Origin of the sequence: Streptomyces sp. NPDC015345 (genome assembly GCF_043078805.1) — a bacterium.
GTDB lineage: Bacteria > Actinomycetota > Actinomycetes > Streptomycetales > Streptomycetaceae > Streptomyces.
Map to the genome: position 1 here is coordinate 835,096 of NZ_JBIBTX010000002.1, position 15,008 is coordinate 850,103.

At 69.7% G+C, this 15,008-nt stretch carries 12 protein-coding genes and 1 riboswitch; of the genes, 8 read left to right on the top strand and 4 right to left on the bottom strand.

The window, feature by feature from the left end:
• Nucleotides 1-45: 45 nt before the first annotated feature.
• Both ACF062_RS10020 and ACF062_RS10025 read right to left on the bottom strand, forming a co-directional pair.
• The gene (locus tag ACF062_RS10020) at nucleotides 46-1,239 is read right to left on the bottom strand and encodes an Ig-like domain-containing protein (RefSeq protein ID WP_392137265.1); all 1,194 of its coding nucleotides are present in this window, start codon (nucleotides 1,237-1,239) and stop codon (nucleotides 46-48) included.
• Between the two features lie 134 nt (nucleotides 1,240-1,373).
• On the bottom strand, nucleotides 1,374-2,129 hold the full coding sequence (locus tag ACF062_RS10025) for a hypothetical protein (RefSeq protein WP_392137266.1): 756 nt from the start codon (nucleotides 2,127-2,129) through the stop codon (nucleotides 1,374-1,376).
• Between the two features lie 104 nt (nucleotides 2,130-2,233).
• Here ACF062_RS10025 and ggt point away from each other — a divergent pair, with 104 nt between their 5' ends.
• On the top strand, nucleotides 2,234-4,048 hold the full coding sequence (ggt, locus tag ACF062_RS10030; protein WP_392137267.1) for a gamma-glutamyltransferase: 1,815 nt from the start codon (nucleotides 2,234-2,236) through the stop codon (nucleotides 4,046-4,048).
• 49 nt (nucleotides 4,049-4,097) lie between these two features.
• On the opposite strand, the gene ACF062_RS10035 is transcribed toward ggt, so the two are convergent.
• Entirely contained in the window at nucleotides 4,098-5,972 is a 1,875-nt protein-coding gene (locus ACF062_RS10035) for a WD40 repeat domain-containing protein (RefSeq protein WP_392137268.1), read from the bottom strand.
• 46 nt (nucleotides 5,973-6,018) lie between these two features.
• Nucleotides 6,019-6,786 (bottom strand): type I methionyl aminopeptidase, encoded by a 768-nt coding sequence (map, locus tag ACF062_RS10040; RefSeq protein WP_392137269.1) that lies wholly within the window; start codon nucleotides 6,784-6,786, stop codon nucleotides 6,019-6,021.
• A gap of 46 nt (nucleotides 6,787-6,832) precedes the next feature.
• Between map and ACF062_RS10045 the strand changes: the two genes are divergently transcribed.
• The 7 genes from ACF062_RS10045 (at nucleotide 6,833) to ACF062_RS10075 (ending at nucleotide 15,008) form a co-directional block, all read left to right on the top strand.
• Entirely contained in the window at nucleotides 6,833-7,084 is a 252-nt protein-coding gene (locus tag ACF062_RS10045; protein WP_356571444.1) for a helix-turn-helix transcriptional regulator, read from the top strand.
• Nucleotides 7,085-7,450: 366 nt separating this feature from the next.
• On the top strand, nucleotides 7,451-8,743 hold the full coding sequence (locus tag ACF062_RS10050; protein WP_392137270.1) for a hypothetical protein: 1,293 nt from the start codon (nucleotides 7,451-7,453) through the stop codon (nucleotides 8,741-8,743).
• Nucleotides 8,744-8,950: 207 nt separating this feature from the next.
• On the top strand, nucleotides 8,951-9,793 hold the full coding sequence (locus tag ACF062_RS10055) for a nitrilase-related carbon-nitrogen hydrolase (protein ID WP_392137271.1): 843 nt from the start codon (nucleotides 8,951-8,953) through the stop codon (nucleotides 9,791-9,793).
• Nucleotides 9,790-11,073 (top strand): aspartate aminotransferase family protein, encoded by a 1,284-nt coding sequence (locus tag ACF062_RS10060; RefSeq protein WP_223777779.1) that lies wholly within the window; start codon nucleotides 9,790-9,792, stop codon nucleotides 11,071-11,073. The genes ACF062_RS10055 and ACF062_RS10060 overlap by 4 nt, the downstream gene beginning before the upstream one ends.
• Nucleotides 11,074-11,113: 40 nt before the next feature.
• Complete coding sequence (gene hydA, locus ACF062_RS10065) at nucleotides 11,114-12,517, top strand: dihydropyrimidinase (RefSeq protein ID WP_392137272.1); 1,404 nt, start codon at nucleotides 11,114-11,116, stop codon at nucleotides 12,515-12,517.
• A gap of 212 nt (nucleotides 12,518-12,729) precedes the next feature.
• Nucleotides 12,730-12,922, top strand: a riboswitch (cobalamin riboswitch).
• 367 nt (nucleotides 12,923-13,289) lie between these two features.
• Entirely contained in the window at nucleotides 13,290-13,430 is a 141-nt protein-coding gene (locus ACF062_RS10070) for a hypothetical protein (protein WP_392137273.1), read from the top strand.
• Nucleotides 13,431-13,529: 99 nt separating this feature from the next.
• The gene (locus ACF062_RS10075; RefSeq protein ID WP_392137274.1) at nucleotides 13,530-15,008 is read left to right on the top strand and encodes an MBL fold metallo-hydrolase; all 1,479 of its coding nucleotides are present in this window, start codon (nucleotides 13,530-13,532) and stop codon (nucleotides 15,006-15,008) included.

Consider the following 15,008-nt stretch of genomic DNA (forward strand, 5'->3'; position numbering starts at 1 on the left):
CATCGGTAAGTTACGCCCCGGTAACGATTGTTGACGGACGTACCGTCAGCTCAGCGCGCTCTTGGCCTGCCAGTCCGACCAGGAGAGGTTCCACTCGCCGTAGCCGTTGCCCGGGTCCGGCGTGCCCTTCGAGCCGCTGCCGGTGACCTCGAAGGGGTCGCCTATCTGCGCCTCGCGGTAGAGCCAGCCCGCGTCGCCGGTGCTCATGCCGACGCAGCCGGAGCTGTGGTTGGTGTTGCCGAAGTACGAGGCGTTCCACGGCGCCGCGTGCGCGTACATGCCCGACCAGGTCAGCCGCATCGAGTAGTCGACCATCTTGTCGTAGCTGTTGCTGCCGGTGAGGCCGACCGTCTCGGAGCGCATGTTGATCGTGCCCTCCTTCGACATCAGGACGGACGTACCGCCCCAGGAGGCCTTCTCGCCGCCGGGCGTGCCCGCGGACATCGGGAGCGACTTGACCGTCTTGCCGTCCCGCACCAGCGTCGTCGTCTTGCTGTCCAGGTTCACCTTCACGACCTGGCTCTTGCCGACCGTGAAGCCGGTGGCGTAGTCGCGGACGAACCAGTCGCCGCCACCGGAGTCGATGCCGTTGAGCCGCGCGTCCAGCTTCACCTTCGTGCCGGACTTCCAGTACTCCTTGGGGCGCCAGTCGACGCGGTCCTTGCCGTCGTAGTTCTTGATCCAGCCCCAGGAACCGGTGGTGCCGTCGGAGGTCGTCACCTTCAGCTGCTTCTCGACCTTGGCCTTGTTCCGCACCGGGTGGTCGAAGGTGATCGACAAGGGCTGGGCGATGCCGACGGTGGTGCCCTTGCCCGGGGCGAGCGTCACCTTGTTGACCTGCTTGGGCGCGGCCGTCTTGAAGGACGCCTTCGCGCTGCCGCCCTGATCGCTGACCGCCTCGACCTGGTACGCGGTACCGGGCGCCGCCACGCGCTGCGACTTCCAGGTGGTGCCGTTCGCCGAGACCTTGCCGGGCAGCTTCGCGCCCTTGGCGTCGGCGACCGTCACCTGCTTCAGCTTGCCGTCGGCCAGCTTCACGGTGACCGGCCCGCCCGCCTTGGCCTGCTGCCCCGTGAGGTTCACCGAGATCTTCGGCTTCTCGGCGGCGGCCTTGCCGTCGGACGAGTCACCGCCGCCCGAGCAGGCGCTCAGGGCGGCGGCAAGGACCGCGACTCCCGCGGTCGCCGCGTGGCGGGTGCGAAGGGGGCGTCGGCGGCTCGAAGAGCTCTGCGGGGACAAGGAAACGTACCTCCGTGCGAATGTGGGCTGCCCGGAGAGAGGGGACACGAGGCCGACAGGTTGCCTGATGTCCGGAAAATGACCGCTAGGTCACAGAAGGCCCCCGGCGAGGTGGGCCCACGGTGAGGGCGCGGTCACTTCGCGCGATGAGAGGTGCGGGCCGACGGCGTGGGGATGGGGGTCTGGGCCGCGCGCGTCACGTCCGCGACGAGTTCGACGACGTCCGGCCCGTACGCCTGCGAATTGACGACCTTCAGCAGCAGTACGAAGGAGTTGTTGCCGTACTTGCGCGCGAGCTTCTCGTGGTGGCGCGCGAGGTAGCGGCCGGCCGCCTGGCTGGTGACCGCGCGCTGCCCGCAGAGGAGGAAGACGGGTCTCGCCTCCTGGCCCTGGTCGGCGGTGAGCCGCGCGAGGAGCACGTACTCCGTGAGGCCCGCCTCCAGGCGGTAGCGCTCGGCGCCGATCTGGAACGCGCCGCGGTCGGGTGTCGGCTCCGGCTCGGCGTTCACCCGTACGCCCGGGAGCAGCGAGTGCAGGTGCGCCGCCATGCGGCGGTTCGCCACCGGACTTCCCACGCAGAACTCCGTGCGCTCGCCGAAGCTCTGCCGGGCCGCGTCGTGCGCGACGATCTGCGCGTGCGCCCCGCACTCCTTGATCACCGCGGCGAGCTCCAGGAGCGCGAACACGTCGTGGCGCACCACCATCAGCTCGCCGCCGCCCGCGTCGCGGTTGACCACGAGCAGCGACTCGGAGTTGGCGGGCAGCCCGAAGAACGCCTGCTTGCGACGGAGCCTGCGCTTCCACAACTGGCTGCGGACGAGCCAGCCAAGGAGGGCGCCGAGGCCGACCGCGATCAGGCCGAGGACGAGGTTGCGCACGTCTTCAGTCATGGGGGCGCATGCTAGCGCCACCTCGGAGACACGTTCGAGGGGGTCCTGACGCGGCGGGGGCCGCGAAGTTACGCTGCGCGGACGGCTGTTGACTGGAGGTACGAATGCGTCGCGCTGTCGCACGTAATCTGACGCTATTGGCGGTCGGAGGGGTATTGGTGTCGGTCGGTGCCGCCGCACCCCCTTCGCCTACGCGCTCAGCGGAACACACCCCGCCGGGCCCGGCGAAGGTGCCGGTCGCCGTCGGGTACGGCGGCGCGGTCGCCAGTGTCGACCCGGACGCCTCGGCCGCGGGCATCGAGGTGCTGCGCAAGGGCGGCAACGCCGTGGACGCGGCCGTCGCCACCGCGGCCGCGCTCGGCGTCACCGAGCCCTACTCGGCCGGTGTCGGCGGCGGCGGATACTTCGTCCACTACGACGCCAAGACCCGCAAGGTGAGCACCATCGACGGCCGCGAGACGGCCCCGCGCACCGCGGACGCCGGGCTCTTCCTGGAGAACGGCAAGCCGATCCCCTTCGCGGACGCGGTCACAAGCGGCCTCGGCGTCGGCACCCCCGGGACGCCCGCGACCTGGCAGTCGGCGCTCGACGCCTGGGGCAGCAAGAAGCTCGGCACCCTCCTGAAGCCCGCCGAACGCCTCGCCCGCGACGGCTTCACGGTCGATGAGACCTTCCGCTCCCAGACCGAGGCGAACGAGAAGCGGTTCAGGGACTTCCCCGCCTCGGCGAAGCTGTTCCTGCCCGGCGGGAAGCTCCCCGTGGTCGGCTCCACGTTCAAGAACCCCGACCTGGCCCGCACGTACGACGAGCTGGGCCGCAAGGGCGTAGGGGCGCTGTACCACGGGAAGCTCGCCAAGGATTTCGTGCGCACCGTCAACAAGCCGCCCGTCGACCCGGCGTCCGGCCGCGTGGCCCGCCCCGGCGACCTCTCCCTCAAGGACCTCGCGTCCTACGACGTCAAGCGCCAGAAGCCCACGAAGACGACCTACCGCGGCCTCGACGTCTACTCCATGGCCCCCTCGTCCTCCGGCGGCACCACGGTCGGTGAGGCGCTGAACATCCTGGAGCGCACCGACCTCTCCAAGGCGTCGAAGAAGAAGTACCTGCACCGGTACATCGAGGCCAGCCGCATCGCGTTCGCCGACCGGGGCCGCTGGGTCGGCGACCCCGCCTTCGAGGACGTACCGGCGAAGGAACTCCTCAAGCAGCGGTTCGCGGACACGCGGGAGTGCCTGATCAAGGACGACGCGGTCCTCAAGAGCCCGCTCGCGCCCGGCGACCCCCGCCATCCCAAGCCGTGCGCCTCGGGGGACAAGGCGGCCCCCACGACGTACGAGGGAGAGAACACCACGCACCTCACGGCCGCCGACAAGTGGGGCAACGTCGTCGCCTACACCCTGACCATCGAGTCCACGGGCGGCAGCGGCATCACGGTCCCCGGCCGGGGCTTCCTCCTCAACAACGAACTGACGGACTTCTCCTTCGCGCCCGCCGACCCGGCGGTGCACGACCCGAACCTGCCGGGGCCGGGCAAGCGCCCGCGCTCCTCGATCGCGCCGACCATCGTGCTGAAGCACGGCAAGCCGGTGGTGGCGCTCGGTTCGCCGGGCGGCGCGACCATCATCACGACCGTCCTCCAGACCCTCACCGGCTTCGTCGACCGGGGCCTGCCACTGGTGGACGCGATCGCCGCGCCGCGCGCGAGCCAGCGCAACGCCGCGCAGACCGAGCTGGAACCGGGCCTCTGGGACAGCCGGCTGCGCGCCTCCCTGGAGTCGATCGGGCACTCCTTCAAACGGAACCCCGAGATCGGCGCGGCGACGGGCGTCCAGCGGCTGCCGGGCGGCAAGTGGCTCGCGGCGGCGGAGAAGGAGCGCAGGGGCGGCGGCTCGGCGATGGTGGTACGTCCCGCCGAGTGAGCCGCCGCGTCCGGGGGGTCTCGCGTACGTCTCGTATACGTGAGACCCCTCAGGCGGGCGAGGCCGCGCAGTTCTGCTCCAGTTCGTTGGCGGCCCAGCGGATGGAGGACTCCGGGTCGTCGTGCAGATACCGCAGGGCGGGCAGCGCCTCGCGGACCGCGGCGAGCTGCGCGTCACCGCGGCCGCCGCGGGCCTGGCGGACGTCGGCGAGGTCCGCGATGAGCAGCAGCAGGGTGCTCCGCGAGAGATTGTCCGGGTCCTGCATCAGCTCGACCAGGAACGGGATCGCAGGGACCGCCGCCGTCGAGGAGGCCTCCTTGGAGACCAGCAGCCGGTACAGGTCGTGCACCGCGTCCATGGCGGTCTTCTTGTCGTCCGAGGCGACCTTGCCGATCAGGTCCGGGATCATGCGGCCCGGGCCGCGGGAGGTCCACAGCGAGCCCCAGTCGACACCGTCGAGGCGCAGCTGGAGATCGCGGTGGGGCCACAGCTTCGCCAGGCCCAGCCGGAGCACGGAGGTGCCGTCGGCGTCGGTGACGCGCAGGGTGCCGTCCGCGTCGAGGCCGAGGAAGGTGATGCCGGTGCCAAGACGCAGCGCGGCCACCGCGTCGGACGTGAGGTCCCAGACCCTGACCAGGCCGTCGGCCCACGCGGCGGCGAGCGCGGGCCCGGTCTCCAGCTGGGCGGTGGCCAGGGCTCGTACGGGCGTGCGACGGCGGGCGAAGGGGGCGCGCAGGGGCTTGCGGCGGGTGCTCCAGTAGCGGATCACGCCGTGCTCGTCGCCGCTCAGTACGAGGCGCCTGCCGCTGTCCAGCTTCAGGCAGGTGAGGGCGGTCACCGGGGCGCGATGCAGCGACAGGCTGATGGTCTCGGGGTGCTCGTCGTCGGTCTCCAGCACGTGCACCTGGCCGTCCGCGTCACCGGCCGCGAGGGTCGTCGCGTCCTGGTCGGCGGCCACCGCCCGGACGGCTGCGGACCCGGGGACGAGCGCGGCGGCTGCGCCGGGCAGGGAGGGTGGTGAGGCGGGGCCGCGCGAGACGACCGTCCAGCGCCCTCGCGGGTCGGCGGCGCCCTCCTCCAACGAGACAGGCCCGAGGTCCTCCAGGGGCGGGGGCACCTCGCTCGGCGGACGGATCGCCTTGTCCCCGGACCAGTCGACGCCCAGGGTCTCGGCGACCGCGATGAGCGCGTCGCGCGTACGGGCGTTGATGACGATCCCGAAGTCGGCGCCGGGCCCGCGCCCGTGCCGTATGACCGCGTCCGGGGCGCCGTACGAGAGAGCGTCGGTGCCCATCTCCTGCCACGGCAGGAGCCCCAGTTCACGGTAGGAGGACCGGAGCCGGTCGACGATCCGCGGGTCGGCGTCGACGACCGCCCGGCGGACCCGCAGCGTCCAGCCGTAGTGCGCGGGCATCCGCTCGAAGGCCAACTGCATCAGGAACTCGGACAACGAGCGGCTCTGCTCGACCCACGCGCCGCCGACGCTGACGACGACGCGCGGGTCGGGCTGTTCGGCCTCGGCCGCGAGATAGCCCCACTCATGGCTGTAGTGATACTCGGACATGAAGACACATACGCGATGATCGGTGCTCCCGCCCGCCAACAGCCCGCTGTCGGGGGAGACTTCGAGCTCGGAGATCTTGGGCGGCCACTGGGTGTGCACCCAGTACAGCCGGGGCTTGAAGGCGAAGGAGTTGAGCGGCGAGTCCCACCACTCGTTCAGGGCCTCGGGGACCGGCAGCTCCCAGTCGATGCCGTGCTTCTGGTTCTCGCCGCCCCACCGTGAGTGCCCGGGCTCGCCACCGGGGTCCTCATACCCCCACTCGCGCTGGACGGCATCCAGCAACTCCCAGCGCGCCCGCCCCTGCTGATGCACCCGCAGCCGCTCCGCGAACTGTCCGTAATCGATGATCTCTCGTCTCACCGACGCATCGTACGAATGATCTACGTAAGTGAGTGTCCCCGAGGTGTCACAGTGCCGTGAGGATCCTGGGACCGTCCTGCGTGATCGCCACGGTGTGCTCGGCGTGGGCCGCGCGACTCCCGTCGTTCGTCCGCAGCGTCCAGCCGTCGGGCGCGGGGTGGTAGTGGTCGTCGCCACCCGCGATCACCATCGGCTCGATGGCCAGGACCATGCCGGGCCGCAGAGGCATGCCCCGGCCGGGCCGGCCCTCGTTCGGCACGCCGGGGTCCTCGTGCATGCGGCGCCCGATGCCGTGCCCGCCGAACCCCTCGGGGATGCCGTAGCCCGCCTTGCGGCAGACGGTGCCGATGGCATGGGCGATGTCGCCGATGCGGTTGCCGACGACCGCCGCCTCGATGCCCGCCGCCAGGGCGTGCTCGGCCGTCTCGATGAGGCGCAGGTCCTCGGGGCGCGGGGTGCCGACGATGAAGCTGACCGCCGAGTCCCCGGCCCAGCCGCCGAGCTGGGCGCCGAAGTCGATGGAGACCAGGTCGCCGTCGCGCAGGCGGTAGGCGGTCGGGACGCCGTGCACGATCGCGTCGTTCACCGAGGTGCACAGGACCGCGGGGAAGGGCACCGGGGCGAAGTGCGGCCGGTAGCCGAGGAAGGGCGAGGAGGCGCCGGCCTCGCGGAGCACATCGTGCGCGATCGCGTCCAGATCGAGCAGCGATACGCCGACGGCCGCGGCCTCGCGCGCAGCCGTGAGCGCCTGCGCCACGACGCGACCCGCCTCACGCATCGCGTCGATCGATTCATCAGTCTTGAGTTCCACCATGCCCATTACTATACCGGTATTTAAATGGGCGTCGTACGATGGCCGCATGGTTCGTACCCCCTTGACCCCCGAAGAGCGTGAGCGCGGCGAGCGGCTGGGGCAGCTGCTGCGCGAAGCGCGAGGGGCGCGGAGCATGGTGTCGGTGGCCGCGGAGGCGGGGCTCTCCGCGGAGACCCTCCGGAAGATCGAGACGGGACGGGCGCCGACGCCGGCGCTCTTCACGGTGGCGGCGCTGGCCTCCGTCCTGAACCTCTCCCTGGACGAAATCGTCCTCCGCTGCGAGCTCGCCCCGGCGTGACGGCTGCGGCGTTGCCCGGCGATGTCCCCTTGCCCGCCGCTCCGCGGCGGAAGTCTCCCACCCACTCACCCGATATCCGGCATCAAGGAGTCGAGGTAGGAGGGCAGACCCGCAGCCGCGAGCGCGCCCGAGGGGACGTGGGGGTATGTGCGCGCGGAGCACAGTGGCGGTCACGCCCAGCCGATGAGCAACCGCAGGCCCGCGCCAAGATGGCGAGCACGGACATACCCCCGCGGCCCCGCACCCCAAAACGCACCCCAGGCAACCGGACAACCACCGGAAAACTCCGTGTAGTCGTCCAGTAACACGTCTGGTGTTATCTTCCGGACCGGAAGACTCCAGTCTCCACGGGGCGGTGCTGGTCAGATGACAGTGGGACAACTCCCGGACCAAGTAGGGGAGTTCGCGCGGTATTTGAGGGACCTGCTGGGACGCCTGGACCAGGCGACCGGCTGGTGCGGCGTGTTCTGGCAACGCGACCCGGACGGCATGCGCGCCTGCCTGAACGGCGTAGAGGTCCCGCCCTGGGACGTGGTGCAGGCCCTGCTCCACGACCTCGCGGCCGACCGAGGCATCCCCGAGGCCGAACGCGAGACCCACAGGGCCCGCACCCTGCACCGCGCGTCACTCACCGCGTACGACTCCCGCCCCGGCGCCCGCGAGCTGCTCGGCGACCGCCTCGACATGATGCTCACGGAGCAGCGGCTCGCCCTGGAGAGGGAGGCGGACCTGAGCCGCCTGCTGTCCGAGGCGACCGCCCCCGACGACGTCGACCGCATCAGCCTCGACCTCGCGTGGGTGCGCGACGACCACGAGCGGGCGACCGCCCGGTGCGCGGAACTCCAGGAGCGACTGGCCCGCCTGGAGTCGGCGGACCGCCCCACCTGGGCGAACCCCGGCGCGACTCCGACAGACCCCCGCCCCGACGCCGACCCCGATCCCGAACAGCCCCGCCGCCCCCGGGGAGCCCGCTACGCAGGCCTACAGAACACGGACACGCACACGGAGCCCACCGCACCCCCCACCCCCACGCCCGCAACGCCCCCCACCCCTCGCGGCGCACGCTACGAACCGCCGACCCCCGAGGCACCCACCCCCGAAGCACCCACCCCCCACGCCACGCCCGACCACGCCACGCCCGACCACACCACACAGACCGTCCAGACCCTGCTCCACCTCCGCCGCGAGGGCCGCACCGGCGAGGCCCACGCCGTACTGGTGGAGGCGGCGGCCCGGCCGCCCCACGACCTGCCGCCGCTCGCCGCGGAACTGCACCGCGCGGGCCTGGCCGCGGACTGGGCCACCCTCCTCTGGGAGGCCGCCTCGTTGCCCCCCGACCGCCTCGTGGCCCTCGCGGACGCACTCGCGGGCGCGGGTCGCGCGGACGACTGCCGGAAGCTGCTGCGGCAGGGCGTCACGCGCCCGGCACCGGAGATCGCCGAGGCGATCCTCGCGCTGATCGACGCGGGCCGGGAGCGGGAGGCCCGCGCGCTCCTCGACTCGTATCTCCGCGTCCGCACCCCGGAGGACGCGGCACGCTGCGCGCACACCGACCCTCGCCGCCTCATCCCACTGCTCCTGGAGACGGCCCGAGGGGTCTCGGAGGAACACCGCTGGGACCTGGTGCACGCCCTGCGCGTGGCGGGCTTCAACGCGTGAATCACACCCGCCCCTCGCCCGCTCGGGTGCGAAACATGATCGACTCCGCCGGCTGACGACGATGGTCTTGCTCAGCCCGTCGGCGCAGGCTTACGTTTGCCTGTCCACGCACCAAATCTACGTGCGTAGAGACTCTCTCTACGTGCGTACAGGCTCTCTGACGCCCTCTCGAGGGCAGTCCTCCCCAGGGCACCGAAGGAGCAGCTCATGGTCAACGTCGTACGCGCCGCACTAGTCCAGGCGACCTGGACGGGCGACACCGAATCCATGATCGCCAAGCACGAGGAGCACGCCCGCGAGGCGGCCCGGCAGGGCGCGAGGATCATCGGATTCCAAGAGGTCTTCAACGCTCCCTACTTCTGCCAGGTCCAGGAGCCCGAGCACTACCGCTGGGCCGAGCCCGTGCCGGACGGACCCACCGTCACGCGCATGCGGGCGCTCGCCCGCGAGACCGGCATGGTGATCGTCGTCCCGGTCTTCGAAACCGAGCAGTCCGGTTTCTACTACAACACCGCGGCCGTGATCGACGCCGACGGAAGCTACCTCGGCAAGTACCGCAAGCACCACATCCCCCAGGTCAAGGGCTTCTGGGAGAAGTACTACTTCAAGCCGGGAAACCTGGGCTGGCCGGTCTTCGACACCGCCGTCGGCAAGGTCGGCGCATACATCTGCTACGACCGCCACTTCCCCGAGGGATGGCGTCAACTCGGCCTGAACGGCGCCCAGATCGTCTACAACCCCTCCGCCACCCACCGCGGCCTCTCCTCCCACCTCTGGCAGCTGGAACAACCCGCGGCGGCCGTCGCCAACGAGTACTTCATCGCCGCGATCAACCGCGTGGGCCAGGAGGAGTACGGCGACAACGACTTCTACGGAACGTCGTACTTCGTCGACCCGCGAGGCCAGTTCGTCGGCGAGCCCGCGAGCGACAAGACAGAGGAACTCCTCATCCGCGACCTCGACTTCGGGCTCATCGAGGAAGTACGACAACAGTGGGCGTTCTACCGCGACCGACGCCCCGACGCCTACGAAGGGCTGGTGCAGCCGTGACCGACCTGTACGACCGCCACAGGGCGGTCATGCCCGAGTGGCTCGCGCTCTACTACCAGCGGCCCATCGAGCTGACGCACGGCGAGGGCCGGTATGTCTGGGGCGCCGACGGCAGGAAGTACCTCGACTTCTTCGGCGGCATCCTCACCACCATGACGGCGCACGCCCTGCCCGAGGTCACCAAGGCGGTGAGCGAGCAGGCGGGCCGGATCATCCACTCCTCGACGCTCTATCTCGACCGCCCGATGGTCGAACTCGCCGAGCGCGTCGCGGCCTTGTCCGGCATCCCCGACGCCCGTGTCTTCTTCACGACCTCCGGCACGGAGGCCAACGACGCGGCGCTGCTGCTCGCCACCGCGCACCGCCGCTCCAACCAGATCCTGGCGATGCGCAACAGCTACCACGGCCGCTCCTTCTCGGCCGTCGGCATCACCGGCAACCAGTCGTGGTCGCCGACGAGCCTCTCCCCGCTCCAGACGCTGTACGTGCACGGCGGCGTCCGCAGCCGCGGCCCGTACGCCGAGTTGAGCGACGCCGAGTTCACGGCGGCCTGCGTGGCCGACCTGCGGGACATGCTGGGGCAGGCCCGTGGGGGAGTGGCGGCGCTGATCGCCGAGCCGATCCAGGGGGTCGGCGGCTTCACGTCGCCGCCCGACGGGCTGTACGCCGCCTTCCGCGAGGTCCTCGCCGAGCACGGCATCCTGTGGATCTCCGACGAGGTGCAGACCGGCTGGGGCCGCACCGGCGAGCACTTCTGGGGCTGGCAGGCCCACGCCCGCAGCGGCCCGCCGGACATGCTGACCTTCGCCAAGGGCATCGGCAACGGCATGTCGATCGGCGGTGTCGTCGCCCGTGCCGAGGTCATGAACTGCCTTGACGCCAACTCCATCTCGACGTTCGGCGGCTCACCGGTCACCATGGCGGCCGGCCTCGCCAACCTCACGTACCTCTTGGAGCACGACCTCCAGGGCAACGCCCGGCGCGTCGGGGGCCTGCTCATCGAGCGGCTGCGGGCGATCTGCGCCCAGCTGCCCGTCGTACGCGAGGTGCGCGGGCGCGGCCTGATGATCGGCATCGAGCTGGTCGAGCCCGGCACCGACGAGCCGAACCAGCGTGCGGCCGCCGCGGTGCTCGAAGCAGCCCGTGAGGGCGGACTGCTCATCGGCAAGGGAGGCGGCCACAGCACCAGCGTCCTGCGCGTCGCCCCGCCCCTCTCGCTGACCGTCGCGGAGGCGGAGGAGGGCGCGGCCATCCTCGAACAGGCCCTGCGAAGCGCCTAGGGCCTGCCACACCCCCTGTGCAGAAGAGGGAGCGCACCACATGAGTATCCGCACCCTGATCCGCGGCGGCCTCGTCGTCACCGCCGCCGAGGAGATCCACGCCGACGTGCTGATCGAGGACGGCAGGATCGCCGCGCTCGCCGCGAGCGGCACCGCCGCGGCGGGCGCGTGGACCGCCGAGCACGTCATCGACGCCACCGGAAAGTACGTGATCCCGGGCGGGGTCGACGCCCATACGCACATGGAGTTCCCGTTCGGCGGCACCTTCTCGGCCGACTCCTTCGAGACCGGGACCCGGGCCGCCGCCTGGGGCGGCACCACCACCATCGTCGACTTCGCGGTGCAGACCGTGGGGCACCCCTTGCGCGAGGGGCTCGACGCGTACTACGCGAAGGCGGACGGGAAGTGCGCGATCGACTACGCCTTCCACATGATCGTCTCCGATGTGAACGAGCGGACGCTCAAGGAGCTGGATCTGCTGGTGGAGGAGGGCGTGACCTCCTTCAAGCTCTTCATGGCCTACCCCGGCGTCTTCTACAGCGACGACGGGCAGATCCTGCGTGCCATGCAGCGAGCGTCGGCCAACGGCGGGCTGATCATGATGCACGCCGAGAACGGCATCGCCATCGACGTACTCGTCGAGCAGGCCCTGGCCCGCGGCGAGACCGATCCGCGCTACCACGGCGAGGTGCGCAGGGCGTTGCTGGAGGCGGAGGCCACGCACCGCGCGATCCAGCTCGCCCGGGTCGCCGACGCCCCGCTGTATGTCGTGCACGTGTCGGCCGAGGAGGCCGTCGCCGAGCTTGCCGCCGCCCGCGACAAGGGCCTGAACGTCTTCGGCGAGACCTGCCCGCAGTACCTCTTCCTCTCCACCGACAACCTCGCCGAGCCGGACTTCGAGGGCGCCAAATACGTGTGCAGTACGCCGCTGAGGCCGCGTGAACACCAGGCGGCGCTCTGGCGCGGGCTGCGCACCAACGACCTCCAGGTCGTCTCCACCGACCACTGCCCGTTCTGCTTCACGGGCCAGAAGGAGCTCGGCCGCGGCGACTTCTCGAAGATCCCCAACGGCCTGCCGGGCGTGGAGAACCGGATGGACCTCCTGCACCAGGCGGTCGTCGACGGGCACATCAGCCGCCGGCGCTGGATCGAGATCGCCTGCGCCGCCCCGGCCCGGATGTTCGGCCTCTATCCGAAGAAGGGCACCATCGCCCCCGGCGCGGACGCCGACATCGTGATCTACGACCCGCACGCCGAGCAGGTCATGTCCGCCGAGACCCACCACATGAACGTCGACTACTCGGCGTACGAGGGAAAGAGGGTCACGGGCCAGGTGGAGACGGTCCTCTCACGCGGGCAGGTCGTCATCGACGCCCGCACCTACACCGGCCGGGCAGGACACGGCCTGTACACGCCGCGCTCCACCTGCCAGTACCTGAACTGAAAGAGAGCTTTCTTGACCGCATGGCCGATCGCCCGGCTCGCCGAGCACCGCCTGCGTCCTCGGACCGCCACGCGCCCGCTGTCCTGGGCGGCCGGGCGCCACCGCCGTAGCCGGAGATCGGCCCGCGCTGCCCAAATAGCCCTGGGCAGCACTACTTTGACGGCCACGCACATGACGCGGTCTGCGGGATCGGCGCGCCTCCAGCCCTGGCGCGATCATGGCCTGGTCTGTGATACTCGAACTTGCTTGTCGACGGTGGAACGAGGAAGCCGGTGTGATTCCGGCACGGTACCGCCACTGTGAAGGGGGAGCGACTCCGCACTGCCACGACTCCGTAAGGGGTGGGAAGGCGCGGAGGAGCCTGGATCCCGAGTCAGGAGACTCACGCCGTCGAACCTCACCTACCGGGGCGGATTTCCCCGAGAGAGGCCGGTGGCACCCATGTGTCAGCTCCGTACGGCGATTGTTCGCTGCGCAGCGGCAGCGGATCCAGCACGTTCCGCCCCGCACGGTCGAGACGATGCGGCGACCACGCGCCGAACCTGAACGTCTCCTCGTAATCATTTCTTCCTGACACTCACCCCGATGCGTGCACGCCCGCACCCCGGGTTTCTTGAGCATGCCCTGAAGCGGAATTGAAGAAGTGCTGCGTGTTTGCCAATGTTTCTTGAGGCTCTTGACTTCTGCTTCGTGGATCTCAAATGATCGTCGGGCAATACCAACTGTTCGCCCAATTTCCGCGTCGGTGACGTGGACTGGATGAGGGAGAGAGATGGCAAGCACCGAAGGAAAGACGCTCCAGAAGACCGACATCGACACGCTGAAGGCGCTGATCGGCAACCTGGAGAACGCGTCAGGCAAGAAGTCGAAGGCAGCCAAGGGCGCGAAGGTGTTCCACCACTACACCCGCTGATCCTGGTGATCGGGTGATTTCTCCGGCCGGAAGCCGCCAGGCTTCCGGCCGGATCCTCGGCGAAACCAACAGGTGCGGGCAGCGTGCAGGAGGACGGCAATGCAGCTTGGTTTTCTTGGGCACAACGGATTCGCGGTGGGTGACCAGGGCGCCCCCGTACTGATTGATGCCATTTTGCTTCCGAGATATGGTGAAGAATATACGTCCAGTCCGGTGGAGATTTACCCGCCCCGGGAGATCGCGCACGATTTGATGCCCACGCCGTCGGCGGTCGTCATCAGTCATGAGCACTCCGATCACTACCATCTGCCGTCCCTCAACAAGCTGGAACGGTCCGTCCCGATCGTCGTGGGGCCCCTGATGATCGACCGGGCGGTCGAAGCCATCGAGGATCTGGGCTTCACCGTCCACCGGTTGGCGTTCGGCGAGACCCATCAGTACGGATCAGCCCTGATCACCCTCTTCCCGCCGGGGGCGGACACCGTCCTTTGGGAGAGCAGGGTCAGCCAGGTGTATGTCAGGGACGCCGAGGACCCGGAGATCGGTGGAATCTACCTCGGGATCGACGCACTGATTTCCGACGAGTTCGTGGCGCAGGTCGAGGACGGCTTGCTGCCCAGACCGGCGGCCGTGGCAGTGAGCAACAACGCGCAGATCACGCCCCCCGGGGTGTTCGGCTCACTGGACAACCTCAGCTCGACGGAGATAGCCGAACACCGGGGCAGGCGAGGCGCGTTCGCCGGGCTTGAAATCCTGCAAGGCATCATCGCCGAAACCATCCGTCAGACAACCGTCTTCCAGGGCAGTCATTTTCTCGTCTGCGGAGGGGGGTTTCTGAAGGACTATGAACAGATGGGTCCTTTTCCTTTCTCTGAACAGAAGACATTGGCGGAACTTGCCTCCCGGCTCATGCGCTGGGTGGATGTATCGGGACCCGAACCAGGAGATGTCCTCTCGGTCGGCCCCGAGGGAATCCGCCGCACCGGGGAGCTGCCCTGGCTGAAGACCGACCGCCGGCGCTTCACGGAACTGCAGAACCGGCGGGCGGCATTTCTCCGGTCCGGTGACGCCATCCCGCTGCGCCAGATCATTCCGTCGGGCAGCGCGGAGCAGGAACAGGCGGCCCTCCGTGACATCGAGAAGGAGCTGACCTATCTCGCTCGGGTCATTCTGCTGTCTTCGCTCGGCCAGGATCTGATTCAGTCCGCCCGCTCGGGAACCCACGGCGTCCGGCCTCTGGTCCTCAAGCTTCTCCGGCCCCATTCCCAGGACACGTCACTGGCATTCGACCTCGCTCACGGCGCCTTCGTTCCCGTCGAGGACATCCCGCTGGCCGACGCCCTTCGCACGTATCCCTACGGCATGGTCGTGCACGCCTCCGACCTGGCCGGCGTACTGCGTGGCAGCTTGCAGATCTGGGACATCGTCGGAATCGCCATGCATTCCTGGTACGCCAACGACGCTTTCGGCTCGCCGGTCGCCCTGCTGTTCGACGCCCTCGGCGAACAGGCACGTCCCGACATCAGCTGCCAGGTGTACGACCTGCAACTGGAAACAGTCAAGAAGGGGATCGAATAG